Source organism: Thermotoga petrophila RKU-1 (assembly GCF_000016785.1).
In the GTDB taxonomy this organism is placed as follows: domain Bacteria; phylum Thermotogota; class Thermotogae; order Thermotogales; family Thermotogaceae; genus Thermotoga; species Thermotoga petrophila.
On sequence record NC_009486.1, the window covers coordinates 478533 to 503797 of the forward strand.

At 44.9% G+C, this 25265-nt stretch carries 22 protein-coding genes; 13 read left to right on the forward strand and 9 right to left on the reverse strand.

Annotated features, from left to right (window positions below):
* The first annotated feature begins 158 nt into the window (after positions 1 to 158).
* From TPET_RS02465 to TPET_RS02520, 13 genes are all read left to right on the forward strand, one after another.
* Positions 159 to 2018: an ABC transporter substrate-binding protein gene (locus TPET_RS02465; RefSeq protein ID WP_011943123.1), complete on the forward strand. Its 1860-nt coding sequence runs from the start codon at positions 159 to 161 to the stop codon at positions 2016 to 2018.
* A 63-nt stretch (positions 2019 to 2081) separates the two neighbouring features.
* A complete protein-coding gene (locus TPET_RS02470) occupies positions 2082 to 3089 on the forward strand; it encodes an ABC transporter permease (RefSeq protein WP_011943124.1) in 1008 nt (335 codons plus the stop codon).
* Between the two features lie 10 nt (positions 3090 to 3099).
* A complete protein-coding gene (locus tag TPET_RS02475) occupies positions 3100 to 3954 on the forward strand; it encodes an ABC transporter permease (protein WP_011943125.1) in 855 nt (284 codons plus the stop codon).
* Between the two features lies 1 nt (position 3955).
* Positions 3956 to 4963: an ABC transporter ATP-binding protein gene (locus tag TPET_RS02480; protein ID WP_011943126.1), complete on the forward strand. Its 1008-nt coding sequence runs from the start codon at positions 3956 to 3958 to the stop codon at positions 4961 to 4963.
* On the forward strand, positions 4950 to 5912 hold the full coding sequence (locus tag TPET_RS02485) for an ABC transporter ATP-binding protein (RefSeq protein ID WP_011943127.1): 963 nt from the start codon (positions 4950 to 4952) through the stop codon (positions 5910 to 5912). Before TPET_RS02480 ends, TPET_RS02485 begins: the two co-directional genes overlap by 14 nt.
* 25 nt (positions 5913 to 5937) lie before the next feature.
* Entirely contained in the window at positions 5938 to 7632 is a 1695-nt protein-coding gene (locus TPET_RS02490; RefSeq protein ID WP_011943128.1) for a glycoside hydrolase family 2 protein, read from the forward strand.
* Positions 7633 to 8162: 530 nt separating this feature from the next.
* Entirely contained in the window at positions 8163 to 8390 is a 228-nt protein-coding gene (locus TPET_RS09695; RefSeq protein WP_416376430.1) for a DJ-1/PfpI family protein, read from the forward strand.
* A 143-nt stretch (positions 8391 to 8533) separates the two neighbouring features.
* Positions 8534 to 9841: an NADH:flavin oxidoreductase gene (locus tag TPET_RS02495; protein WP_038051441.1), complete on the forward strand. Its 1308-nt coding sequence runs from the start codon at positions 8534 to 8536 to the stop codon at positions 9839 to 9841.
* Positions 9838 to 11832 carry an FAD-dependent oxidoreductase gene (locus TPET_RS02500; RefSeq protein ID WP_011943130.1) on the forward strand — a complete coding sequence of 665 codons (1995 nt, stop codon included), beginning with the start codon at positions 9838 to 9840 and terminating at the stop codon, positions 11830 to 11832. Before TPET_RS02495 ends, TPET_RS02500 begins: the two co-directional genes overlap by 4 nt.
* A gap of 17 nt (positions 11833 to 11849) precedes the next feature.
* The gene (locus TPET_RS02505; protein WP_012310597.1) at positions 11850 to 13067 is read left to right on the forward strand and encodes a Gfo/Idh/MocA family protein; all 1218 of its coding nucleotides are present in this window, start codon (positions 11850 to 11852) and stop codon (positions 13065 to 13067) included.
* Positions 13061 to 14047, forward strand: a complete 987-nt coding sequence (locus TPET_RS02510) for a Gfo/Idh/MocA family protein (protein ID WP_011943132.1) — start codon at positions 13061 to 13063, stop codon at positions 14045 to 14047. The genes TPET_RS02505 and TPET_RS02510 overlap by 7 nt, the downstream gene beginning before the upstream one ends.
* 12 nt (positions 14048 to 14059) lie before the next feature.
* Positions 14060 to 14950 (forward strand): AEC family transporter, encoded by an 891-nt coding sequence (locus TPET_RS02515; protein ID WP_011943133.1) that lies wholly within the window; start codon positions 14060 to 14062, stop codon positions 14948 to 14950.
* A 286-nt stretch (positions 14951 to 15236) separates the two neighbouring features.
* A complete protein-coding gene (locus TPET_RS02520; protein WP_011943134.1) occupies positions 15237 to 16331 on the forward strand; it encodes a glycerol dehydrogenase in 1095 nt (364 codons plus the stop codon).
* Here the strand turns inward: TPET_RS02520 and TPET_RS02525 are convergent.
* The 9 genes from TPET_RS02525 to iolN all read right to left on the reverse strand — a co-directional run bounded on the left by TPET_RS02525 (position 16324) and on the right by iolN (position 25258).
* The gene (locus TPET_RS02525) at positions 16324 to 17238 is read right to left on the reverse strand and encodes a TIM barrel protein (protein ID WP_011943135.1); all 915 of its coding nucleotides are present in this window, start codon (positions 17236 to 17238) and stop codon (positions 16324 to 16326) included. The genes TPET_RS02520 and TPET_RS02525 overlap by 8 nt on opposite strands.
* A gap of 18 nt (positions 17239 to 17256) precedes the next feature.
* A complete protein-coding gene (locus TPET_RS02530) occupies positions 17257 to 18336 on the reverse strand; it encodes an ABC transporter ATP-binding protein (RefSeq protein ID WP_011943136.1) in 1080 nt (359 codons plus the stop codon).
* A complete protein-coding gene (locus tag TPET_RS02535; protein ID WP_015918758.1) occupies positions 18336 to 19187 on the reverse strand; it encodes a carbohydrate ABC transporter permease in 852 nt (283 codons plus the stop codon). The genes TPET_RS02530 and TPET_RS02535 overlap by 1 nt, the downstream gene beginning before the upstream one ends.
* A complete protein-coding gene (locus TPET_RS02540) occupies positions 19184 to 20068 on the reverse strand; it encodes a carbohydrate ABC transporter permease (RefSeq protein ID WP_011943138.1) in 885 nt (294 codons plus the stop codon). The genes TPET_RS02535 and TPET_RS02540 overlap by 4 nt, the downstream gene beginning before the upstream one ends.
* A 36-nt stretch (positions 20069 to 20104) precedes the next feature.
* Entirely contained in the window at positions 20105 to 21436 is a 1332-nt protein-coding gene (locus TPET_RS02545) for an ABC transporter substrate-binding protein (RefSeq protein WP_011943139.1), read from the reverse strand.
* Positions 21437 to 21645: 209 nt separating this feature from the next.
* Entirely contained in the window at positions 21646 to 22455 is an 810-nt protein-coding gene (iolO, locus tag TPET_RS02550) for a 5-keto-L-gluconate epimerase (RefSeq protein WP_012895857.1), read from the reverse strand.
* Positions 22424 to 23281: a PfkB family carbohydrate kinase gene (locus tag TPET_RS02555; protein ID WP_008191991.1), complete on the reverse strand. Its 858-nt coding sequence runs from the start codon at positions 23279 to 23281 to the stop codon at positions 22424 to 22426. The genes iolO and TPET_RS02555 overlap by 32 nt, the downstream gene beginning before the upstream one ends.
* Positions 23278 to 24282, reverse strand: a complete 1005-nt coding sequence (gene iolG, locus TPET_RS02560; protein ID WP_008191990.1) for an inositol 2-dehydrogenase — start codon at positions 24280 to 24282, stop codon at positions 23278 to 23280. The genes TPET_RS02555 and iolG overlap by 4 nt, the downstream gene beginning before the upstream one ends.
* A 4-nt stretch (positions 24283 to 24286) precedes the next feature.
* On the reverse strand, positions 24287 to 25258 hold the full coding sequence (gene iolN, locus TPET_RS02565; RefSeq protein WP_008191988.1) for a 3-dehydro-scyllo-inosose hydrolase: 972 nt from the start codon (positions 25256 to 25258) through the stop codon (positions 24287 to 24289).
* Positions 25259 to 25265: the final 7 nt, after the last annotated feature.

The window sequence follows — 25265 nt, forward strand, 5'->3', positions numbered from 1 at the left end:
TGATTGCAATTATATCACAACTGTGAAGAAAGATTTGTTGTTGTACAAAATCAAATTCATATTTGTGTAATTATTGGTTCTTTATTTCGAAACATTAATTGGTGTAAAATTTCAAGAGATGAAATATCAAACATCTTACATTATAAGGAGGGGAAAGTATGAAAAGGAAACTTGTTTGGTTATCGTTTTTATTACTGATATTCACGCTTGCTTTTTCTCAAGTAGCCAATGTGCCAAGGTCGGACTTACTAATTGTTCAACACTCTCACGGTAGAGTCTCTGATCCTGCTAATTGCAATATTTTCACGTCATCCTGGAGATATCCGGCCAGAGGGCTTCATCAGTTGATCGTTAGACCTCTTTGGATGGTTGATCCTGCGAAAATGGAAATTATCAATGTTCTTGCAGAAACTAGCCCTATTTACAACGATGATTTCACGGAAATGACTGTTAAACTTCGCAAAGGGATATATTGGAGTGATGGAGTGGAATTCACTGCCGATGATGTTGTCTTCGGAGTGAAATTAACGATTCAAAATGAAGGTATGTCTAACCACGTTCAACTCAAAGAATGGGTCAAAGATGTCGAGGCAAAAGATAAATACACTGTCGTTTTTAAGCTAAACAAATCCAATCCTAGATTCCATTATTATTTTGTCGACAGATGGGGTTGCTGGAGACCATTCCCCAAACATATATTTGAGAAAGTAGAAGATCCCGTTAAATTCAATTTCTATCCACCTGTTGGAACGGGTCCTTATGTTTTAAAATCCTATGATCCAAATGGATATTGGTTTTTGTATGAGAGAAGAGAAGATTGGGAAAGAACACCAGATGGTATACTTTATGGAATGCCACAACCTCGCTATGTGCTCTTCCAGGCTTATGATTCTCCTAGCCAAATGATTCTTGCCATGAGACAACACCAACTGGACGTCACATATACATTTTCTTTGGAAATGGTTAAATCTTTTTTGAAAATACCTACTGTTAGAGTCTTCAGAAAAGATTTCCCTTGGGGTGAAACACTAGAACCAACAGTTACAGGCATTACTCTGAATACAATGCGCTATCCTTACAACATTCGTGATGTAAGATGGGCATTGGTACTTGCTATAAACATACTGGAAGTTGCAGATCTAGTTGCTGATGGGGCTGTTAGATTTGCCCCATTACATGTGCCACCAGAACCTGTCTGTGAAAAGTATTACTATACAGCCTTGAAAGATTTCTTAGAGAACTTCACATTGCAAATTGACGATCAGACGGTATTCAAACCTTTTGATACCACACTACCCGATAAGCTGGCAGAAATGGCAAGGAAGAAGGGTTATAAAGTCTCCAAAGGTCAACTAGAAGAGTTGTTTGGCATCGGTTGGTGGAGATATGCTCCTGACGTAGCAGAAAAATTACTGAAAAAACATGGTTTCAAGAGAAATGAACAGGGACAGTGGTTGTTACCCAACGGAACCCCATGGAAGATGGAAATAATTGTTAACCCAGACGCAAACAGGCCAGACAATAGGGTACCTGCAGCAATTGCGCAACAGTGGAAAAAATTTGGAATCCAAATTGAAATAAGACCAACTTCTGATTCTACTGTGCACGCTTATGGAGAATTTGATGCGTGCAGTGCCTGGCCAGCAGTAGAAACATGGGGAGGAGTAGCAGATATTTATAGAACATTATCTCCTTTCGCGAGCAGATATCAGCGACCAATAGGCGAATTCAACGCTGGTCATGCTTCCAGATGGTCTGACCCTAGAATGGATGAAATATTAGAAAAAATGAAAAAAACATCTCCATTTGATCCAGAAACAATAGAGTTAGGTAAAGAAGGATTAAAATTGTTAATTGAAGAAATGCCAAGCATTCCCGCTTTCCAACTGACATGGTTTGTGATTTACGATGAATACTACTGGACAAACTGGTCAACCGTGGAGAATATCTACGTACATCCTGTCCATACTTGGCCTAATTTCGGTTTTGAATTGCCGTATCTGAAAAGAACAAAATAAATTCTTCTAAAATCTGAATTTTTCAGGGGGGGCCTCCCCCCCTATTTTGGAGGAGGTCCAGCTATGTGGAAGTACACAATCGCTAGATTCATACAATTTCTCATAGTTGTATTTATAAGCGTAACGGCTATTTTTTTAATAGTAAGATTAACTCCGAGCGGTCCTGTTGAAAACGCAATAGCAAGAATTTCATCAAGTGGAGCCTACCTAGAACCAAGTCTTGTAGAAAAAATGATAGATTCTTTGAAAGAAATGTATGGTTTAAAAGGAAATTTGTTTGAACAATATATCAACACCTGGAAAAGATTGCTCACTTTAGATTTTGGCCCATCCTTGACTTACTTTCCAACCCCTGTGAAATCTATTATCAGAGAATCTGTTTTTTGGACAATAGGATTGTTAGGCACGACAACCGTTTTATCGTGGATAATAGGAAATATACTAGGAGTTTTAGCAGGTTATTATGGTCAGAATTCACGCTTGTTGAATTTGATTGATACACTTTTCATGATTGTTAGACCTATTCCTTACTACATTCTCGCTTTTGTGCTTCTTATAGTATTTGCTTATTATATTCCAATTTTTCCCATAGGAGGGGCTTACACACCAGGTATAATTCCTCAAATGAACTGGGGTTTCTTTCTCGATATATTAAGACATGCATTTCTCCCTGCCTTGAGTTTACTACTCCTTGGAATAGCCGGTTGGTTTCAAAGTATGAAAATTATATCAATTAATATTAAAAGAGAAGATTTTGTCGTTTATGCAAAGTATGGAGGGGTACCGGATAAGAAAATAGTTATGAAATATATATTTAGAAATGCCCTTTTACCTCAAATAACAGGCCTATCCCTTTCGTTGGGTCAAATTTTTGGAGGAGCTTTGATAACAGAAATTGTTTTTTCTTACCCAGGGCTAGGTGGAGTACTCTATTCAGCCATTCTGCAGTCAGATTACAATACAATTTTAGGAATTGTTATGTTTTCAGTTCTGGCCATTTCACTTGGAACATTAATTTTGGACATAACATATCCTCTTTTTGATCCTCGAATTAGATACTCAAATAGGTGAGGTGGATTGAATGAGATATTTGAAGGATTTACTTCTTGATAAAAAATTTCGATTTAGCTTTATAGTAATGCTTTCACTAACATTTCTGGTGATTCTTTCTTTATTTTCTCCATACGAACCGACGCAATGGCAAGTTGTACCTGAAGAACTACCTCCTTCTTTTAAACACCCTTTTGGGACTACTTCGTTAGGTCAGGATCTTTTTTGGACTATTTGTTCAGCTGTAAAGAATAGTCTGGTGTTTGCTATCATAACGGCTGCAATATCAAGAGCTATAGCTGTAACATTAGGTATGTTATCTGGTTTCAAAAAAGGAGCATTCGATAAAGTTCTCATGGCAATATCTGACGCTCTCATTTCACTTCCCAGGATTCCTATCTTAATTCTTATAGGAGCTATTTTCAAGGAATCTCTTCGTCTCTCTACATTAGCTATAATTCTGGCATCAATTGGTTGGGCATGGGATGCGAGGGTGATTAGGTCTCAGGTTTTGAGTCTGAGGGAAAGGGATTTTACTTACACCGCTCTTCTCTCTGGATCAAAGGCTCTTTCAATTGTTTTTAAAGAATTCTTCCCTCATATCACTCCCATAATTTTTGCTTCTATCTTAAACAACATGATGTGGGCAATCGGAATAGAAACCACCCTCTCTGTCCTTGGTTTGACAAATCTCCTCGTACCAACGCTTGGAACCACATTATATTGGGCTATCAGTTATCAAGCTTTGTTTTTAGGTTATTGGTGGTGGATAGTTTTTCCGGTGCTTATCATAGTTTTTCTATTTGTTTCCATCTACCTCCTTTCCATCAGCATCAGTGAGTATCTGGATCCGAGGATGAGGATACAGAGAATAGGACAGGCATGAGGTGATAGCGGTGGAAGTGTTGAGAACAGAAAATCTCAAGTCTTATTACATTCTGGACATATTCGGAAAAAAGAGAGTAGTGAAAGCAGTGGACGAGGTGAACATTTCGATCATGGAGAACGAGATATACGGTATCGCAGGAGAGAGCGGATGTGGAAAGAGCACTCTTTTGAGAGCTCTCTTTGCTGCAATAGAACCACCACAGAGAATAGTGGGAGGAAAGGTCTTGTACAGAGAAAACGGAAAAGAAGTGGATGTTTATTCTCTGAGCGATGAAGAGAGAAGAAAACTCAGATGGAATTTCATTTCCTACGTTCCTCAAGGATCTATGAGTGTTCTCAATCCCGTGGTGAAGATAAAAGAGACCTTCAAGGATTTCATAGAAAGCCACACGACTGGAAAGACGAAAGAAGAAGCGTACGAGATGGCAAAAGAACACATAAGAGAGCTGGGGCTTCCAATAGAAATTCTCAACGCCTATCCACACCAGCTATCTGGTGGAATGAGGCAGAGGGTAACGATCGCCCTTGCAACCGTTCTGTCACCGAAGGTGATCATAGCGGACGAGCCGACGACGGCTCTCGACGTTGTGACTCAGAGAGGTGTGATCCAGCTTCTCAAGGAGATACAATCTTCAAGACAGAACACCATCATCCTTGTCACACACGATATGGGGGTTCATGCGAACGTGACAGACAGGATAGCAATCATGTACGCAGGAAAGATCATAGAAGAAGGGAAAACAGAAGAGATCTTTGAAAACCCCTTGCATCCCTACACGAAGTATCTGATCTACTCGCTTCCAAAGTTTGGAGACAAAGGAAGGAGAGAAAGCGCTCCTGGAAGTCCTCCGTCACTCGCCGATCTTCCACCAGGATGCAGTTTCCATCCAAGATGTCCACATGCGTTCGATAGGTGCAAAAAAGAAGTACCCCCTCTCAAGGAATACCTGCCGGGCCACAGAGTTGCATGCTGGTTAGTAGAGGAGGGAAAGAATGCCGCTTCTTGAGATAAAAAATCTGACGAAGATCTTCACCATAGGGAGCATCTTCTCCAGAACGAGAATAGTGGCTGTGGATAACGTGAACTTCGATATAAAAGAAGCAGAGATCTTCACCCTCGCTGGAGAGAGCGGCTGTGGAAAGACCACGACCGCCAAGATCATCCTCGGCTTTGAAGAACCCACCTCCGGTGAGATCATCTACAAAGGAAGAAAGATTGATCGTGTGCATCAGAACGAAAAAGAAAGAAGAGAGCTTCTAAAAGAAATACAGGCAGTCTTCCAGAATCCGTTCTCCACGTTCAACCCCCTCAGGAAGGTGGACAGGTACTTCTATGAGACACTCTTCAACCTTGGCATAGCGGATACAAAAAAGAAGGCAGAAGAGATCATCAAAGAGAAACTCTCCGCAGTCGGTATCTCCTTTGAAGAATTCTCCGAGAAGTACCCAAGTGAGTTCTCGGGAGGTCAGCTTCAAAGAATTTCCATCGCAAGGGCACTTCTCACGAATCCTTCTCTTCTCGTTGCAGACGAACCTGTCTCGATGGTCGACGCTTCTTTGAGAATGTCGATCGTGAACCTCTTCAAGGATCTCAAAGAACAGTACGGTGTGAGCGTGCTCTACATCACCCACGATCTCACAACGGCTTACTACGTCTCTGACAGAATCGCCGTCATGTTCAGAGGAAACATAGTGGAACTGGGACCCGCAGAGAAAGTTCTCATGGAACCAAAGCATCCATATACCCAGCTTTTGAGGGAATCCGTTCCAGAACCGGATCCGAAGAAAAAGTGGGACATCAGGATAAAACTGTCCGAGACAGAGCAGGCAGAGTATCTGAGACAGGGCTGCAAGTTCGCAGGAAGATGTCCAAAGGCCATGGATATATGCAGAAAGGAGCCTCCTCCATATTTTGAAGTAGATGGTGTGCAGGTGAAGTGCTGGTTGTATAAATAATTAACAAAGTTTGGGAGGGATGTAAATGTTGAGAAGCCAGAGGAATGCAAGAAGACAGATTCAAGTCTTGATTGGTATCTGGTCCCTTGAAGTGAACGGGGAGGAAAGGCCCATCGCCGTTCCTGGAAGCTGGAATGAGCAGTACCAGGATCTGTGCTACGAAAAAGGACCCTTCACCTACAAAACCACCTTCTACGTTCCAGAGGAACTTTCACAAAAACACATCAGACTTTACTTTGCTGCCGTGAACACAGACTGCGATGTCTTCCTAAACGGAGAGAAAGTGGGAGAGAATCACATTGGATACCTTCCCTTCGAAGTAGATGTGACAGGGAAAGTGAAACCTGGAGAGAACGAACTCAGAGTGGTTGTTGAGAACAGGTTAAAGGTGGGAGGATTTCCCTCGAAGGTTCCAGACAGTGGCACGCACACCGTGGGATTCTTTGGAAGCTTTCCACCCGCGAACTTTGACTTCTTCCCTTACGGTGGAATCATAAGGCCTGTTTTGGTAGAGTTCTCAAATCACGCAAGGATACTTGACATCTGGGTGGACACGAGTGAATCTGAACCGGAGAAGAAACTTGGAAAAGTGAAAGTGAAGATAGAAGTCTCAGAAGAAGCGGTGGGACAGGAGATGACGATCAAACTTGGAGAGGCAGAAAAAAAGGTCAGAACATCCGACAGATTCGTCGAGGAGGAGTTCATCCTCGAAAACGCCAGGTTCTGGTACCTCGAAGATCCGTATCTTTATCCTCTCAAGGTGGAACTCGAAAGAGACGAGTACACTCTGGACATCGGAATCAGAACGATCAGCTGGGACGAGAAAAAGCTCTACCTGAACGGGAAACCCGTCTTTCTGAAGGGCTTTGGAAAGCACGAAGAATTTCCCGTTCTGGGGCAGGGTACTTTCTATCCACTGATGATAAAAGACTTCAACCTTCTGAAGTGGATCAACGCGAATTCTTTCAGGACCTCTCACTATCCTTACAGTGAAGAGTGGCTGGATCTTGCCGACAGACTCGGAATCCTTGTGATAGACGAAGCCCCGCACGTTGGTATCACAAGGTATCACTACAACCCAGAGACCCAAAAGATAGCAGAAGACAACATAAGAAGAATGATAGACAGAGACAAGAACCATCCCAGTGTGATCATGTGGAGTGTGGCGAACGAACCAGAGTCCAACCATCCAGACGCGGAGGGTTTCTTCAAAGCCCTTTATGAGACTGCCAAAGAGATGGATCGAACACGTCCCGTGGTCATGGTGAGCATGATGGACGCACCAGACAAGAGAACAAGAGACGTGGCGCTGAAGTACTTCGACATCGTCTGTGTGAACAGATACTACGGCTGGTACATCTATCAGGGAAGGATAGAAGAAGGGCTTCAGGCTCTGGAAAAAGACATAGAAGAGCTCTACGCAAGGCACAGAAAACCTATCTTTGTCACAGAATTCGGTGCGGACGCGATAGCCGGCATCCACTACGATCCACCTCAAATGTTCTCCGAAGAGTACCAAGCAGAGCTCGTTGAAAAGACGATCAGACTTCTTTTGAAGAAAGACTACATCATTGGAACGCACGTGTGGGCCTTTGCAGATTTCAAGACTCCTCAGAATGTGAGAAGACCCATTCTCAACCACAAAGGTGTTTTCACAAGAGACAGACAACCCAAACTCGTTGCTCATGTACTGAGAAGACTGTGGAGTGATGGTGATTAGAAGAAGAAACATACTTGACACCAGTGATCTTCTCCAAAAAATGTCTGAGTTAGGCATAGGTATTAAGAAGGAAGGCAACACAATTTTTTGGTCGGGACCATATGGAGGAAGAATGAACCCCAATAGTACTCTTGCTGGAAAAAGATCAGTATAATAGTGGAAAGTGATTTCAGAGATTGATAGGCATATTATCTAGCAGTTTACATCGGAGAATATGGTGGCATGCTTCAATTCATTCTTGATAATAATCATCTCTGGAAAGTTTCTCGTTTTCTTTTTGGAAGCGAAGCACCAATAGAACCAACTGGACGAACAGGGTTATACATTCAATGTGGGACTTGGTTTTAAAGAGGCAAGAATAATTTCTCCTGTCCTCCTGCAGCCAGGCAAAGGCCATGAGAATTCCCAACGGCAAAGTCCGATGATTATGATGCGCTCATTATTGTAGGCGGTTGGTCTGGAGACGTTTTATATGAAAAAGATAAGGTTGTGGACTTTATAAAAGCTGTAATGAAGTACCTAGAAAAATAATAGCAACTATTTGTCATGGTCTGATTGCTCTGGCGGTAGCTGATATAGTAGCAGGTAAAAAGCTTACTGGGTGGTTTGCCTGTAAGGACCCTATCGAAATTATGGGAGTAGAATTTGTTCCAGAACACGTAGCGGTTATTTGTGGTCGTATAGTCAGCGTCAGAACTCCTCCTGAAATACCAGAATTTGTGGATATTCGCACTGTTACTTTGTTGAATGAGTTTTAAAAGAAAAAAAGATAGTAAACAGTTAAACTAAGCCAGTTATTGTCTTAAAAAGCAAAAGTTCTTTCTCACGAAAATAGCTGTGCGTTTTTTTCTGAAAGTTTTTCGAATTATGATAAGAAACTTAAAATATGAGGTGAATCTGAGTGAAAAAAAGGTTCAAATACAGAACACTCGAAGAGATGCGCTGGGAAGCTATTACGTTGGGAATGGATCTTCCACTGTTGGATGATTTCGATGTTTTCAGAGATCCTGTTGATCTTGGTTTAAAGACAATACCGAACAGGTTCGTTGATCAACCCATGGAAGGAAACGACGCACAGCTCGATGGAACCCCTGGTCCCCTCACACTGAGACGTTACAGAAGACTCGCCGAAGGTGGAGCTGGTGTGATATGGGTGGAAGCCATCGCCATTTCTAGGGAAGCGAGGGGAAACGACAGACAACTAATGTTAACAGAAGAAACTGTGAACTCTTTCAGAAGCTTTGTTGCAGAGATAAAAAGTGCTTCCTTGAAAACAAACAACTTTGAACCGTACGTTGTAGCCCAGCTTACCCATCCTGGAAGATTTGGAAAGAACAGAAAGATTCTCTTCCACGATAAATTCTTGGATGAAAAATACGGTATAACAGAAGATTTCCCCCTCATGTCCGATGAAGAACTGGACAGCTTGAAAGAACAGTACCTGAGAGCTGCAAAATTCGCAAAAATAGCTGGATTCGATGCGGTTGATATCAAAGCGTGTCACAGATACCTTCTTTCCGAACTACTTGCAGCACACACACGCGAGGGAAAATATGGGGGTTCCTACGAAAACAGAACAAAACTTCTGAAAGACATCGTAAGACTCGTTAGAGAGGAAGTCGAAATAGATATTACCGTGCGATTGAACCTTTCTGACTTCATTCCTTACCCATACGGATGGGGATCGACAGAAGAAGGAACACTCGATTTCACAGAACCTGGAAGACTTCTGAAAGAACTGGAAGAACTCGGTGTGAAAATAATCAACGTGACCGCTTCCACACCGTATCTGAAACCTCATATAAACAGACCGTATGATGAAATGGGAAAGTACAATCCCCCTGAGCATCCCATCGTTGGAGCCATGAGACTTCTGAACCTGGCGAAACTGGCCAAAGAAACTCTTTCAAGAACGCTCGTTGTTGCGAGCGGCTTCACCTGGTTCAGACAGTTCGCACCCTACGTTGCAGCCGGTATGCTGAAGAACAGCTGGTGCGACCTTGTGGGTTTTGGAAGAATGACATTCGCTTATCCAGACTATCCAAAAGACATACTGACAAAGGGGGAACTCGATCCGAAGAAGGTCTGTATCACCTGTAACAAATGTGCAGAACTGAAAGCCGCGGGAGAAAGCTGTGGTTGCGTTGTCAGAGACAGTGAAGTGTACCTTCCCATATACAGAAAGATGGAGGAGAACAAGAAATCATGAGAGAGTCGGTTGTTAAGTTAAACGAACACACCCTGAGAATTTTCTCTCTCAATACTATCGTGGTGGGTTCTGGTGCTGCGGGTTTGAATGCGGTAGACAGGGTTTTCTCTTTTGGTCAGAAAGATGTGGCACTTTTAACGGACAACCTGAAATGGGGAACATCCAGAAACACTGGCTCTGACAAGCAAACATACTACAAGCTCACGCTCGCAGGTAATGTACCTGATTCCGTTTATGAACTTGCTGAAACATTGTTCAACGGAGGAAGTATGGACGGTGACATCGCACTCGTTGAAGCTGCCCTTTCGGCCCGGGCGTTTTTCAGGCTCGTGGAACTTGGGGTTCCTTTTCCCCATTCGAGGTACGGTGAGTACGTTGGATACAAGACAGATCATGATCCCAAACAGCGCGCTACCTCTGCAGGTCCTCTGACTTCCTATTACATGTGCGAAAAACTCCTGGAGGAGATCAGAAGAAAGGGTATAAAGATCTTTGAAGGTTACCAGGCGATTGGTATCTTAACAGACAGAAACGAAGAAAAAACAATTGGTCTCATCGCGCTCGATCTGAACAACCTCTATGATCCGGAAAAGAGATACGTTCTCTTCAACGTGAAAAACATAATCTATGCAACCGGTGGACCTGCGGGAATGTTCTATTTCCACTCGGTTTATCCTCCTGTGCATTTTGGAGCCACTGGTATCGCTTTCGAAGCGGGGGTTATGGGGAAGAATCTGACGGAATGGCAGTTTGGAATCGCTTCCAAAAAGTTCAGATGGAACCTGTCTGGTACCTATCAACAGGTCATACCGAGGTACGTTTCTACGGATGAAAATGGAAACGATGAAAGAGAGTTCCTTGAAGAGTACTTCCCGGATCCTTCCACGATGCTGAACGCCATTTTTCTGAAAGGTTACCAGTGGCCGTTCGATGTGAGAAAGATAAAAAACTACGGTTCCTCTCTGATAGATATCCTCGTGTTCTACGAAACAGTAATCAAAGGTAGAAGGGTCTGGTTGGATTTCACAAGAAACCCCAGCTGGGGAAGCAAAAACGGGGAACTGGACTTCTCCCTTCTTGGAAAAGAAGCGTACGAATACCTGAAAAATTCAGGTGCTCTCTTCGGTCGACCCATAGACAGGCTTGAAAAAATGAACGGACCCGCGATAGAAGTCTATTTACAGCACGGAATAGATCTGAGAAAAGAATACTTAGAAATCGGAGTCTGCGCCCAGCATAACAACGGAGGTCTTCATGGAAACATTTGGTGGGAAAGCAATCTGAAACATTTCTTCCCGGTGGGAGAAGTGAACGGATCCCATGGAGTATACAGACCCGGTGGTAGCGCTCTGAACTCTGGACAGGTGGGAGGAGTGAGGGCCGCCCAGTACATAGTAGAGAACTACTCTGGTGATCCTCTGTGCGAAGAGGAAATTCTGGAAGAGGCGAAAGATCAAATCCTCAAAAAAATTGAACTGGGCGAAAGTTTTGTGAAAAGAATCACTGGAAAATCCAATGTGTCATCCATTCTCAAAGAGATAAGCGAGCGTTCCATGAGAAGTATGGGTATAGTGAGATCTCTTGAAGAAGCGAGAAAAGGGAAAAACGAGACCCTCAGAGATTTCAATAATCTGATTGAAAAAGTAGAACTCTCCTCTATAAGACAACTTCCTTTCGCATTCAGACTTTACGACGTTCTTCTCACACAATACGTGTATCTTTCAGCAGTTGAAAATTACATAGAATCGGGTGGAAAGAGTAGAGGTTCTTACATCGTTCACGATCCGACCGGAGAACTTCCCATCCCGAATCTACCAGAGATGTTCAGATACAGCCTGGCTGGCGAATCTTTTAACAAGAAAATTCAGAGAGTTCGTTGCAAAGAAAACAGGTGTGAATTTTTCTGGGATCCTGTGAAGGAAATTCCAAGGGAAGATACCTGGTTCGAAACGGTATGGAATAGCTTCATGAGGAGAGAAGTTCTCAGATGAGAAGGAGGCAACAACTCATGAAAGAAGTCTCTGTGGTTCTCGTAGGCATCGGGGGTTACGGTAACAAATATGTAGAGTACATACTGAGAGAAGGAAGAGAAAAAGGTGTTCGAATATCTGGTGTGGTAGATCCGTATCCACAGAACAGCAGGTTCTATGATGAACTCCGTTCGTTAAACGTTCCTATGTACAACACACTCGAAGAATTTTACTCTCACCATACAGCAGATCTTGCTATCATTTCTTCTCCTATCCATTATCACTGCGAGCAAACCTGTACGGCAGTCAGAAACGGAAGTCACGTGCTCTGTGAAAAACCCGCTGCAGCTACTGTAAAGGAAGTAAAAAAGATGATCGAATGCAGAGAAAAATACGGAAAGATCGTAGCGATAGGTTATCAGTGGTCCTATAATCCTGCGGTTCTCAAGCTCAAGGAGGATATTCTCGCTGGAAAATTTGGAAAGCCGGTTCTTTTTAAAACTCTTGTCCTCTGGCCAAGAGATACGGCTTATTACAGAAGAAACTCCTGGGCAGGAAAATTGAAGGTGAACAATCGATGGGTTTTAGACAGTGTGGCGGGAAACGCTACAGCACACTTTCTCCACAACATGCTTTTCTTGCTGGGTGAAAAAATGGAAGAAAGTGCGTATCCTGAAAGTATAGTTGCGGAGCTCTACAGAGCCAACGACATAGAAAGTTTCGACACCTGTGCTTTGAAAATGACTGTGAGAAAGATACCCGTTCTTTTCTTCGCAACACACGCTGTAAAAGAACGTAAAGGACCTGTTTTTGAATACAGATTTGAAAAGGCCCGGGTCATATGTAATTACCCGGAATATCCTGAAAGTGAAGAGAATCTTCTCGTTGTTTATGAAGATGGCAGAAAAGAGATTTACGGTCCAACAGATCACGGTAGTATGAGAAAACTCTGGGTTGTGGTAGATGCAGTGAGGGGGCAAAAGGAATTCATCTGTACCCTTGAATCGGCCATGGCCCACACAATTGCTATAAATGAAGCACACGTTTCCATGAAAGAAATCCAGGATTTTCCAACAGAACTGAAAAGAGTAGAGGGAGAACCTCCTCTGATTTGGGTAGAAGGATTAAAAGAGGCCATGGAGAGAGCCTACGAGGAGGAAAAAATCTTTTCTGAACTGAATCTACCGTGGGCGAAGCGTGGTGAAGAAGTAAAGCTTGAAAACTTCGAGGGGCTCGAAGGGGAGATAACATGCTGAAGATATGCGTAATTGGCTCCTCTGGTCATTTCAGATATGCTTTAGAAGGACTCGACGAGGAGTGTTCCGTTACCGGAATCGCACCAGGGGTACCAGAAGAAGATTTGTCAAAGCTGGAAAAAGCTATATCTGAAATGAACATAAAACCGAAGAAATACAACAACTGGTGGGAAATGTTAGAAAAAGAAAAACCCGATATTCTGGTTATAAATACCGTTTTTTCTCTGAACGGAAAGATCCTGCTAGAAGCTTTAGAGAGAAAAATCCATGCCTTCGTAGAGAAACCCATAGCTACCACCTTCGAAGATCTGGAAAAGATCAGGTCTGTCTATCAGAAGGTGAGGAACGAGGTTTTCTTCACAGCCATGTTTGGTATCAGATACCGGCCACATTTTCTCACCGCCAAAAAACTTGTCAGTGAAGGTGCTGTGGGTGAAATCAGACTCGTGAACACACAGAAGTCATACAAACTCGGACAAAGACCAGATTTTTACAAAAAGAGGGAAACATACGGAGGGACCATTCCCTGGGTTGGAATACACGCGATTGACTGGATCCACTGGATCACCGAAAAAAAATTTCTCTCCGTTTATGCTACTCACTCACGTCTTCACAATTCAGGCCATGGAGAACTCGAAACGACGGCACTCTGCCACTTCACATTGGAAGACGAAGTTTTCGCATCCCTTTCCATAGATTATCTCAGACCCCATGGTGCCCCTACCCACGACGACGACAGAATGAGAATAGTGGGGACCAAGGGAATCGTCGAGGTCATTAATGAAAGAGTGTTTCTCACTGACGAGAAAGGACACAGAGAAGTACCACTCGTTGAAAAAGGGCAGATTTTCGAAGATTTCTTGAGGGAAATTCGTGGTCAAGGAAAGTGCATGGTAACCCCGGAAGACTCTATTCTCACCACCGAGATCGCATTGAAAGCAAGACTTTCAGCAGATACAGGGCAAATCGTTAGGATTTGAAGGAGGAAAAAAATGCTCTATACGACGTTCTCGGCGATAATTCCTTCTTTTCTCATAATCCTCATCGGCTACACTTTGGGGAAAGTTTTTTCTGAAGAAACAATGGGTCTTGCTTCAAAAGTTGCAATCTGGGTCATGGTTCCAACGGTAACGTTTACCTTTATAAACGAATACACTCCCAGTTTTTCAACTCTTGGAGAATTCGGACTTGGAGTGGCTATTATTTTTGTTATCTTCTATCTTTATTCCAGACTCTTCAAGGAGAAAAAAGAAGTGATTCACGTCACCGCAGTTACCGCAAACGTTGGCTATTTGGGATATCCTATCCTTCTTTCTTTGTGGGGAGAAGAAGCACTTTCTCTCGGAGTGGTTTACGCCACCCTGAACATCATCATGTTCTCCGCAGTTCTTCCCATGTTCCTTGGTGAGAAAGTGAACATTAAAAATCTGTTCAGACTTCCTTACGTGTACGCTCTGATTGCAGGATTTCTAACCGGAAAATTGGGCTGGAGTTTTCGAGAACTTCCCGAATGGCTTGTAAATGCTATTTTGATGTTGAAGCAATCTGCCATACCGTACCTTCTTCTTTACGTGGGATTGTCTGTTTCCAAACTGAAACTGGGAAGACATCTTTCGAAGATTGGCGGGATCATCGTTGTGAATAAGCTCTTCCTTGCCCCCCTCATTGCACTGGTTTTCGCTCTGATTTACGGTCTTGAAGGACTCACAGCCAAGGTTTTCGTGCTGGAAACCGCGATGCCTGCTGCTGTGAACGCAGTGGTTCTCACTTCTGCCCTCGATGGAGACAGTGAAACAGTGGGTTACGGTGTTACTCTCACCACTTTCTTTGCCATCTTCACTCTTCCTGTCTGGGCTGTCATCTTAGAGAGAATATTCAGTTGATATTGTCAGCTACCCTGTTCCATAGGAGGCAAGGCTCTCCGCTTCGACCCGTGATAGATCGTAGCCTCTTTTCGGGTTCTGCCGCCAGAGTACGTTCCACGGGCATGAACTCGGACGGTTCCTGTCCCTATCGTGATGCGTTCCACATGCACTTCACGTCCATTCTCTAACATTCAAGCACCTTGTAGAAGATGGAGTCCTCTTTGCAAGTCTTAATAAAAATTTTTCTATACTTCGTGAAAAATTTAACAATTAAGGTTGATAATAATGGTAGGAGGTGATAATCATGATAACAACCACCATATTTCCAGGTAGATATGTTCAGGGGGCAGGTGCTATCGACATTCTAGAAGAAGAACTTTCTCGTTTTGGAGGAAGGGCATTTGTGGTGATCGATGATTTTGTGGACAAAAACGTGCTAGGAGAAAATTTCTTCAGCTCTTTTATAAACGTCAGGGTAAACAAACAGATCTTTGGTGGAGAGTGTTCAGACGAAGAGATAGAGAGACTTTCAGGTCTTGTTGAAGAAGAAACAGACGTGGTGGTGGGCATAGGTGGCGGAAAAACACTCGATACCGCTAAAGCGGTCGCCTATAAGTTGAAGAAGCCTGTTGTGATTGTTCCAACTATTGCCTCTACAGATGCTCCATGCAGTGCCCTTTCCGTGATTTACACACCAAACGGGGAGTTCAAAAGATACCTGTTTTTGCCAAAGAATCCAGATGTCGTTCTAGTAGACACGGAGATTGTAGCGAAAGCCCCCGCGAGATTTCTCGTTGCCGGAATGGGAGATGCCCTTGCCACGTGGTTTGAGGCAGAATCTTGTAAACAGAAATATGCTCCAAATATGACGGGAAGACTTGGTTCGATGACAGCCTACGCACTCGCAAGACTTTGCTATGAGACACTTTTAGAATACGGTGTACTCGCGAAAAGGTCGGTGGAGGAAAAGTCTGTCACACCTGCCCTTGAAAAAATCGTTGAGGCGAACACCCTTTTAAGTGGTCTGGGATTCGAAAGTGGAGGACTGGCAGCTGCACATGCTATTCACAACGGTCTCACCGTTCTGGAAAATACCCACAAGTATTTACACGGGGAAAAAGTGGCCATAGGAGTTCTCGCATCACTGTTTTTGACTGACAAACCCAGAAAGATGATCGAAGAGGTCTACTCTTTCTGTGAAGAAGTGGGATTACCTACTACTCTGGCAGAGATAGGACTTGATGGTGTTTCGGACGAGGATCTGATGAAAGTGGCTGAGAAAGCCTGTGACAAGAATGAAACAATACACAACGAACCCCAACCTTTGACATCAAAAGATGTGTTTTTCGCCCTAAAAGCAGCAGACAGGTACGGAAGGATGAGAAAAAACCTCACTTGACCTTTCTTCTTTTTTTAGTCTTGTTGTTGTCTGCTGCAAGAATCAGACGCCTTCTCAGAAGGTTGAGGGAGTCCGCATACTCATCAGCGAATCTGTCCATGGAATTTATTTCTAAAATTACGATACCATCGAAACCAGACTCTCTGATTATCCTGAAGACCTTGTTGTACGGAATATCTCCTTCTCCAATGGGAAGGTGAAGATCTCCTATTCCATAGACGAAACGAAAGGCTTCTACATCCGGTATTTTTTGATAAGTCTGCGGAGACTCCCCGAAGTTATCGCTGAGATGCAGTTCAACTGCATATGGAAGGCCCTTCTTCAACTCATCGTAGAAATCTATACCGGTGTAGTTTGAAACTATAAACAAATGACCCACATCTATGACGAGCTTCACGTTTGGATGATTCACCGCTCTTACAAGCTTCAACACCTCAGAAACTGGATGACCAACATTTTCAACGCCTATGACAACACCCTTCTCTTTTGCAAGATCCGCCAATTCACGGAGAGCCACGATTTCAGTCTTTCTTTGAACTCTCTCGGGAACATCTATCGAATGATCCACTTCTCCGTAATGGTAAACCACCACTTCCGCATTTATCTCACCGGCGAATTCTATTGTGGCTTCCATAACCTGGTAGTGCCAGGGATTGGTTTTTATCTTCAGATTTATCACATCGGGAGCATGAACCGTGTATCGGAAATTGTAGTTGGAAAGAAGTTCTTTCACTCGCTCAAGCCTTTTCCTAATGATCCTGCCCCGTGCTATCACATCGAGGCCAGCAGCTGGAATCTCCACATAATCGAATCCTATGCTTTTGAAAAACTCGAGTTCGCTCACCAGTCTTTTTATTGAACCGTTTACCCTCCTTGTATCCACGTTGGTTCCTATTCCCTTTATCATAACTGCACCTTCTTTCTTTTACAGAATCGTTTCCTCCGTTTCTGGATTAAACAGATGAATCCTCCCGAGATCAGGAACCAGAAATACATTCTCACCCGGTTGTGGAGCTTTTCCAGTGTCGCCGAAGACCTTTATTATCTCTCCTTTCTCCGTTTTCACGTTCACTATTATATCCCTTCCCAATGGTTCTACAACATAGACAACACCGGGAATTGAGTTTTCCACACGCTCGCAGGAAATCCTGCAGTGCTCAGGTCTAATGCCGACAACGACTTCCTTCAATTTTACATCAACTGGCTCTGGCAGTTTAATGATGACATCGTCTCTTTTCAAAATTGTTTGTTTGTTTTCCACGGAGACAGAGAAATCCCTCAGGAAGTTCGTTGGAGGATTCCCTATGAACGAAGCGACAAACATGTTCTTTGGAGAGTCATAAACCTCATCGGGTGTTCCATACTGAACGAGTTTCCCCTGATTGAAAACAGCGATTCTTGAAGCCATCGTCATCGCCTCAGCTTGATCGTGTGTGACGTAAACAGAGGTGATTCCAAGTTCCTGCTGAAGGTGTTTTATTTCCGCCCGCATGATCATCCTGAGGTTTGCATCCAGGTTTGACAGCGGTTCATCAAAAAGGAGCACCTTTGGTTGTTTCACCAGAGCCCTTGCGAGCGCCACTCTTTGCTGTTGTCCTCCGGAAAGCTGTGACGGCTTTCGATCGAGAAGGTTGTCGATGAGGAGTTTCCTGGCGATCTCCAAGACCCTCTTTTCTATTTCATCCTTCGGGAGTTTTCTCGCTTTCAGGGGGAAGGCGATGTTTTCGAAGACGGTCATGTGTGGATAGAGCGCGTAGTTCTGAAAGACCATCCCCACCTCTCTGTACTTCGGAGGGATATCGTTGACCAGCACGTCATCGAAGTAGATCTCTCCCGCGGTGGGTCTGTAAATACCCGCGAGCGTCAAGAGAGTGGTGGTTTTGCCGCAACCGGATGGACCAAGCAGCGCCACGAACTCTCCATCCTTCACCTCGAAGCTCACGCCATCTACTGCTTTCACTTTTCCGAAGTACTTTTTCAGATTCACAACCCTGATACTGGGCATTATCCTTTCACTCCCCCAATGGTCAGTTTTATCATGTGCTTGCTGACGAAGAAGAAAAAGATGATCGTTGGTATCATGTAGAACAATCCCACGGCAGTCACAAGCCCGTAGTCTGCGAATCTGTAGTCTCCGATGAACCCTTTTACGTACTTTGAGAGTGTCCACAGGTTCTGCGAGAAGATGAACGTGTTCACGAAAACGAATTCAGACCATCCGGAAAGGAAAGCAAAGATGGCCGTAACGGCGATCCCTGGTTTTACAAGTGGAAGAAGAATCTTTCTCCACACCTCGAATCTGCTGTAGCCATCAACAAGGCCTGCCCACTCGAGTTCCCAGGGAATACCATCGTAAAACCCCTTCATAATCCAGGTGCCCCACGGCACTTCCAGAGAGGCTTTGAGGAGTATCACTCCCCAGAGGGTATCCAGCAGTCTAAGCGTCCAGAGGAGGTAAAACACAGCTGTCATGAGAGATATTGCCGGAAAAGCATGAAGTGCAAGAATGAACTTCATCATAGAGGACCTTCCAGGAAAATCGTACCTTGAGAGTGCATACCCACCAAGGCTTGTGATCAACACCTCAATTCCCATCACACCGAGTGCTAGCAGAGCGGTGTTCAGCGTGGTTTGCCAGATGTTCGGATATCCCTTGATCTCCTGCCAGAGGAATCTCCAGTTTTTCAGGGTGAGCTTCGTGGGGACAAAGCCGTTCACCAGATCCTCGCTGAAAGATCTCAGAATGAGCCAGACGTACCCCACCAGAATCGGTGAGGTTATGAGAAAAAGCACGAGGATTATCACAAAATTTCTGATTTTTTCCGAATTTTTTTGCCAGAACGAGAGTTTCATCATTCCACCTCGACCTTCGGTTTTTCCATGAGAGATTCAAAACCGAAGAACTTCATGTAGACAAGAGCAGAAACCACACCTATGATAACGAGGATGATCGAAAGGGCTGCACCGTAGCCGAATCTGAAGTGTGAAAAGGCGTTGTGGTACGTGTAGAGTGCCCACACCTCTGTTCTGTAAACGGGTCCACCGTCCGTGATGATGAGTATGTATTCAAAAGAGGCAAGAAGGGAAAGTGTCTGGTATGCAGTCACGAAGAGAAGATGCCACTTTATCAGAGGAAGGGTGATTCTCCTCACCACCATAAACCAACTCGCTCCATCGATACGGGCTGCCCTGTAGTAATCTTCTGGTATGGATTTTATCGCCGCTGTGAAGACAAGCATTCCCATCGAAGCACCTATGAAACCGTTTGCGAAGATCACCATCCACATAGGAGCACTGTGAAGCCAGTCCTGTGGAGGAAGGCCGAAGAGTCCCCGTATGAAGTTCACAAGTCCGTACTCTGTGGGATCGAACATCCAGAGCCAGAGGAGTCCATAAACAACAGACGGCGTGAGTCTTGGAAGCATCCAGAGAGTCCTGAAGAAGTTACCCCATCTATCGCTGATCGACGTTGTGAGAAGTGAAATAAGAAGGGCCGTTCCAAGGTTGAAAAGTCCCAACGTACCGAAAGTGTATATGAAGGTGTTCGCTATCACACGTGGAATAATGAAATCCGTGGAAATATCCCTGAAATTCTGAAACCCCACGAAATTCCATACGAACGAATAGTCCATGTCTGTGAACGCGATCACTACGGTGAGAACAACAGGGATCACAAAGAAAATGATCACGAAGGCAAGAAGAGGAAAAAGCAAAAGTAACGGCTTCAGTCTTTTCACCCTGTTCACCCCACAAAAGGAGTGAGGGAAACCCCCTCACTCCACGATCACAACCCTATCTTTCAGCTGGGACTTCAGCCTTTTTGCAACGTCTTCTGCCACCTTCTCTGGATCCATACCGCTTTCGGCCATCTGCATTCCTTCGAAGATGATCTGGGTGTAGAGGTTGAACATGTCATCGTTTGGAATGAAACCGGAGTACGGCAAAAGCTTCGTTCCTTCCACCATGATAAATTCCTTGGTGTACTCAGGAAGCACCGTTTGCTGCCATCTGATCGGCAGGTGCCCGCTCTCAACAGCGTGTCTCATGTTGAGTTCCGGTGCAGAAGCCAAGGTTATGAGCAAGAATGCAATGTCTGGGTATTTACTCGTGCTCGGGATCATGTAAACGATTGGATGGGACAGGGTGTTCGGCCTTCCTCTGCCTTTGAACTTCGGAACAGGAGCGAGGATGAACATGTCCTGCAGTTCTTCCTCTGTCTTTCCGTAATCTTTCTTCCATTCAGCCCAGTTCCATGTACCACCCATCCATGCCAGGACCTTTCCGCTCGTGACATCCTTGTGAACAGAGGTCCACGGTGTTCCTATCATGTTCTTTGGAAGAATCTTGTAGGTGTTCGCAAGGTCGTAGAGGAGCTTGAAGTAGTCTTTCATCTCTTTTACGTTGTAAACGAACACAGCCTTTTCCTCATCGTAGAAGTCGATACCCATGCTGATCATGAGCTGGTAGTAGTCGATACCTGCTTTCGGTCTGTGGTAGAGTCCCCACTCCACAAGACCCTTTTCAACGGCTTCTTTTGCCACTTCAATGAAGTCTTCAAAGGTGAACTCTCCCCTGGCGATCCTGTCTGGCAGAGAGTTGATTTCTTCATCCGACCAGCCGAGTTTTTTCAAGACCTGCTTGTTGATGTAGAAAGGTCTTGCTTCTGTGTCCTGTGGGATTCCGTAGATCTTTCCTTTGTACTTGGTAGCCTCCCAGAGCGATGGAATGAAGTCATAGTACTCCTCGTCCCAGTACTTCTTCACATAGTCGTCTAGAGGAATGATGTAACCCGCTTTCGCCCAGGCTCCTATGTCGTCGTGTCCCGAACAGATGATATCCACTACCTGACCAGACTTGATTCCAAAGACAACCTTCTGCTTGAAAGAACTCCAATCCGTCGTATCAAAGTAGCCATCGACTTTGACGGTGAGATCGACTCCAAGGTCCTTCAGAATCTTGTTCAGCCTCTCTGCAGCTGTTTTCAGATTGTCAAACCTGTAGTAAGATGGATTATCGGGTCCCACGGTCCACGCGGTGATGGTGATCTCTTCTGCGAACATCAAAAGACCTATGGTCAAGATGATCACAAGTAGAAGCTTTCTCATACTTTCACCCCCCGTTTTATTAATTTTATCACTATTTTTTCAATTTCCGTTAAAAAACATCAAATTTCTTTCCTGTAGGCTCGGAAGGTCAGGTGCAGTGCTACCCATTGTAATAGAAAAGCCATCTCAGGTTGATTTTTACTCCCACAACTAAAGAGTATGAGCAATCGTCCTGTTTATCATTAATCAAGACTGCCCTCATTGTGTTACTACAAGTTAACAATTAGTTCTTTTAGAGTCCTGAAGGCAACCTCCGCAGCCTTTTCCATCCCTCCCGGAAGAGGAAGACACTCAACGGAGATGTATCCATCGTAGCCAATCTCTTTCAGGGTTTTGAAAGTGCTTTCAAAATCAAAGTGTCCGCATCCCGGTGCCCATCGGTTGCTGTCTGCCACATGGAAGTGGTACAGTTTCTTTCCCGCTACTTTCAGACTCTCTGAAATGTTTACCTCCTCTATGTTCATGTGGAAGGTGTCTGCGAGAATTCCCACCCTGTCAGAGTTGATTTTTTCAATCACCCTCAGTGCCTCTTCAACGGTGTTTATGAAATCTGACTCGTACCTGTTGAGAGGCTCTATGACGAATCTCACTTCTTTTGTATCGCTCAGTAAAGAGTTCATACTTTCAAGGAAGAGTTTTTCTACCTCTCGATATGGCCTTCCTTCCCTTTTTCCACGAACAAGGCCGATAATAACAAATGCTCCGAATGACTCTGCAACTTCCGCATGTTTCTTGACCCTCTCGATCGACTTTTTTCTGATCTTCTCATCCGGATGTGTTAGAGAAAGCCCATCAGCGAGGAACGCCTGACCAGTTCCTATGGCACAGATAGGAAGACTCAGCTCCTTTGAGAGCCTGGCTACCTCGTTCCAATCCACAACAGAAGGGTCTCTGACAGCGATCTCCACCGCCTGATAGCCGATTCTTTTTGCAAGTTCCATTCCTTTTTTCAGGTCTCCTTTGAAAGCCAGTGCGTCAAAGGCAGCATCAGAGGTGCTGATTACCAGAGAGAGTTTCAACATCATCCCTCCTCAAAGGTCCTGGATGTCTCATCTTAACAGAAGTAACCCTTGCTGCAAACCGTGTGGCCTCATCCACACTCATTCCTTTGAAGAGAAAAGCAACGAGAAACGCGGCTGTACACGTGTCGCCTCTTCCTGTTCGCCCCTCCAGAGTCCATCCTTCAAAGGGTGCTTCATGAAACTCTCCATCGAACACAAGAACACCGGCGGAGTGAGTTGCAAGTACAATCCTGGTCCCGAAGGAGCCGATGATTCTACACGCATCTTTTAGATCCTTTGTTCCTGTCAGAACCGCTGCTTCTTTGATATCGACCTTGAAGAGATCAAAAAATCTCAGGTGTTCTTTTTTTCTCCAGTCTCTGTAGACGAGTTTTCCGTTTTCTGGGGCTCTGACAAAACCCTGTGCGTCTCCAGATAGAAAATCCACCTTTTCGCGCAATTTTGTTATGAGCTCTTCTGGAAACTCACCGTACCACAGGGGATTCACGTGGCAAACCTTTCCTTCAACGTGCAGAAGATCCTCCTCTGTGAACGGATCAGCTGCCGAAATCAGAAAACTTTCCCTTTCGTCTGGACTGGTTCCATACCTGTTCTCTATGCTGGTTGTCCTGGTACTTTCCAGAAAGACCACTTCAACTCCGTTTTCACGTAAAAACTCAAAGTGTACGATATCTTCCCTTGCACACTTTGTAACCACCTTCGCTTTCACCCCAAGAAGAGCTGCGGTGATAGAACCAGCCACCACTCCTCCACCGTACGCTGTTTCCTCTTTTCCATGTATCACGTTGATGTCCTTCGACACGTGTCCAATGAAGGTGATCATGGAATCACCTCTTCCAATCTCACGGCCCTTTTTTCTTCCAGAGATTTCTTTGCAGCGTATCCCAGCAGAAGAGCCATTCTCCCGTCCTCTCCACTCACGGCCGGTGGTTCGTTCTCTGCTACGTTTTTAACGAACGTTTTCAACTCTTCCAGATACGACTCTCTGTACCTTTCCAGGAAGAAGTAGAGATACTTCGAACCGTGGTCACCCTGTTCATCTGTGAGCATGGTGGTGTCTTCTCTGATGTTGTCGACGGTGATTTTCCCTTTTGTTCCAAAGACCTCCAGTCTCTGATCGTAACCATAAACAGCCTTTCTGGAGTTGTCTATCACCCCGAGAGCCCCGCTTCTGAAACGCAGAACGACCACGGCTGTGTCCACGTCCCCTGCTTTTCCTATCTCCTCGTCCACAAGCACAGATCCACTGGCGTAGACCTCTTCCACTTCCTCACCCATTATGTAGCGCGCCATATCGAAGTCGTGTATGGTCATGTCGAGGAATATTCCTCCTGAGACCTTCACGTACTCTATCGGGGGTGGCTCAGGATCCCGGCTCGTTATCTTCAAAACATGGGGTGTCCCTATCTTTCCTTCCTCTACTGCTTCTTTTACCTTTTTGAAATTCCTGTCGAATCTTCTGTTGAATCCAACAAAGAGGATCCTTCCAGCCTCTTTCATTGCCTCTATCATCCTGTCCACTTCCACCAGATCCAGGGAGAGGGGTTTCTCGCAGAACACGTGTTTTCTTGCTCTGGCACATTCAAGGACAAGTGGTGCGTGCGTGTTGGTACTGGAACAGATCATCACCGCTTCCACTTCTGGATCACGTATGAGGTCCTCCGGGCTGGCAAAGACCTTTTTCACCTTCAACTTCTCGGCCACTTCCTTTGCTCTTTCAATCCTTATATCGGACACCGCCACCAGTTCCACGTCTTCCAGGAGTTTTGCGTTTTCGGCATGTATCGTTCCTATGCGCCCCAGACCGATTATTCCAAGTTTCACGGTCTCATCCCCACAGGTTCCCAGCCGTGTACAGGTTCCTCCAGCCTTCCGTAAGTGGCTCTTTTGTGAGTGCATCGAGTTCTTCCTTTGGCCTCTGAGACAGCATCTCCGCAGGTGGCAGTTTCCCCGGCGGGAACCTTTCCATGATGTCCCTCACGAGTTTTTCCAGGTAATCCAGAAGGGCTTCAACTCCTTCCTTGGCCTTGTCCGCAGACGCAAGGGTTGCCTTTCCTACAACCCCCTCAGGATACGCCACAACCTCTATGGGACCTCCCCCTACGTGTCCGTACCATGCAATGGGTCTGTGAAGGAGATTTCCCGCCTTGTCTATGTGTCCTTCCGGTAGGAACCCTTTCGGCTCTGTGTCGACAGCCCATTCCTGGTGCATGAGTTCCGGAAAGAGCGCAAGGCTCCATGACGTCTCCACTTCGTCTGCGTGAATGAACGGTGTTTCGTAGGGGCCGCCTTCTTCCTTCGTCTTGAACTTGTCCTGTATGGCGTGATACCAGTTCAGATTGATGATGATGGCAGGAACCTGGAAAATCTTTGCGAACTTGTGAATGGCTACAGGAATCACGAACTCCTGGCCATGGCCGTTCAGAAGGATCTGCTTTCTGAAACCAGTGTTCCAGAATCCTGCTATGACGCTCACAAGATAGTCTATGAACGCCTCATCTTTTACTGGAACCGTTCCTGGCATTCCTATGTGGTGGTACGGATGGTATCCATACCAGATGGGCTCTGCAACTGTACAACCTGTTTTCAATGCGACCTGCTCGGCCATCCTCGTGACGAGGAAGGTATCTTCTCCTGTTGGTGCATTTGGACCGTGGTTTTCCGTGCTTCCCACAGGGATTATTATGAGGTCACATTCCTTTAGTCTTTCCTTTATCTGTTTCATCGTCATCGTCTGATAATAGACACCCGTTGGTCTTTCCATGTGACCTCCCTCAGGTGGTATCTGCCACTTACCCATAACTCTC

Coding starts and splice junctions, on each gene's coding strand:
- TPET_RS02465 (WP_011943123.1), top strand. CDS start 159: ATGAAAAGGAAACTTGTTTGGTTATCGTTTTTATTACTGATATTCACG.
- TPET_RS02470 (WP_011943124.1), top strand. CDS start 2,082: ATGTGGAAGTACACAATCGCTAGATTCATACAATTTCTCATAGTTGTA.
- TPET_RS02475 (WP_011943125.1), top strand. CDS start 3,100: ATGAGATATTTGAAGGATTTACTTCTTGATAAAAAATTTCGATTTAGC.
- TPET_RS02485 (WP_011943127.1), top strand. CDS start 4,950: ATGCCGCTTCTTGAGATAAAAAATCTGACGAAGATCTTCACCATAGGG.
- TPET_RS02490 (WP_011943128.1), top strand. CDS start 5,938: ATGTTGAGAAGCCAGAGGAATGCAAGAAGACAGATTCAAGTCTTGATT.
- TPET_RS02500 (WP_011943130.1), top strand. CDS start 9,838: ATGAGAGAGTCGGTTGTTAAGTTAAACGAACACACCCTGAGAATTTTC.
- TPET_RS02505 (WP_012310597.1), top strand. CDS start 11,850: ATGAAAGAAGTCTCTGTGGTTCTCGTAGGCATCGGGGGTTACGGTAAC.
- TPET_RS02510 (WP_011943132.1), top strand. CDS start 13,061: ATGCTGAAGATATGCGTAATTGGCTCCTCTGGTCATTTCAGATATGCT.
- TPET_RS02515 (WP_011943133.1), top strand. CDS start 14,060: ATGCTCTATACGACGTTCTCGGCGATAATTCCTTCTTTTCTCATAATC.
- TPET_RS02520 (WP_011943134.1), top strand. CDS start 15,237: ATGATAACAACCACCATATTTCCAGGTAGATATGTTCAGGGGGCAGGT.
- TPET_RS02525 (WP_011943135.1), bottom strand. CDS start 17,238: ATGATAAAGGGAATAGGAACCAACGTGGATACAAGGAGGGTAAACGGT.
- TPET_RS02530 (WP_011943136.1), bottom strand. CDS start 18,336: ATGCCCAGTATCAGGGTTGTGAATCTGAAAAAGTACTTCGGAAAAGTG.
- TPET_RS02535 (WP_015918758.1), bottom strand. CDS start 19,187: ATGATGAAACTCTCGTTCTGGCAAAAAAATTCGGAAAAAATCAGAAAT.
- TPET_RS02545 (WP_011943139.1), bottom strand. CDS start 21,436: ATGAGAAAGCTTCTACTTGTGATCATCTTGACCATAGGTCTTTTGATG.
- TPET_RS02555 (WP_008191991.1), bottom strand. CDS start 23,281: ATGATCACCTTCATTGGACACGTGTCGAAGGACATCAACGTGATACAT.
- iolN (WP_008191988.1), bottom strand. CDS start 25,258: ATGGGTAAGTGGCAGATACCACCTGAGGGAGGTCACATGGAAAGACCA.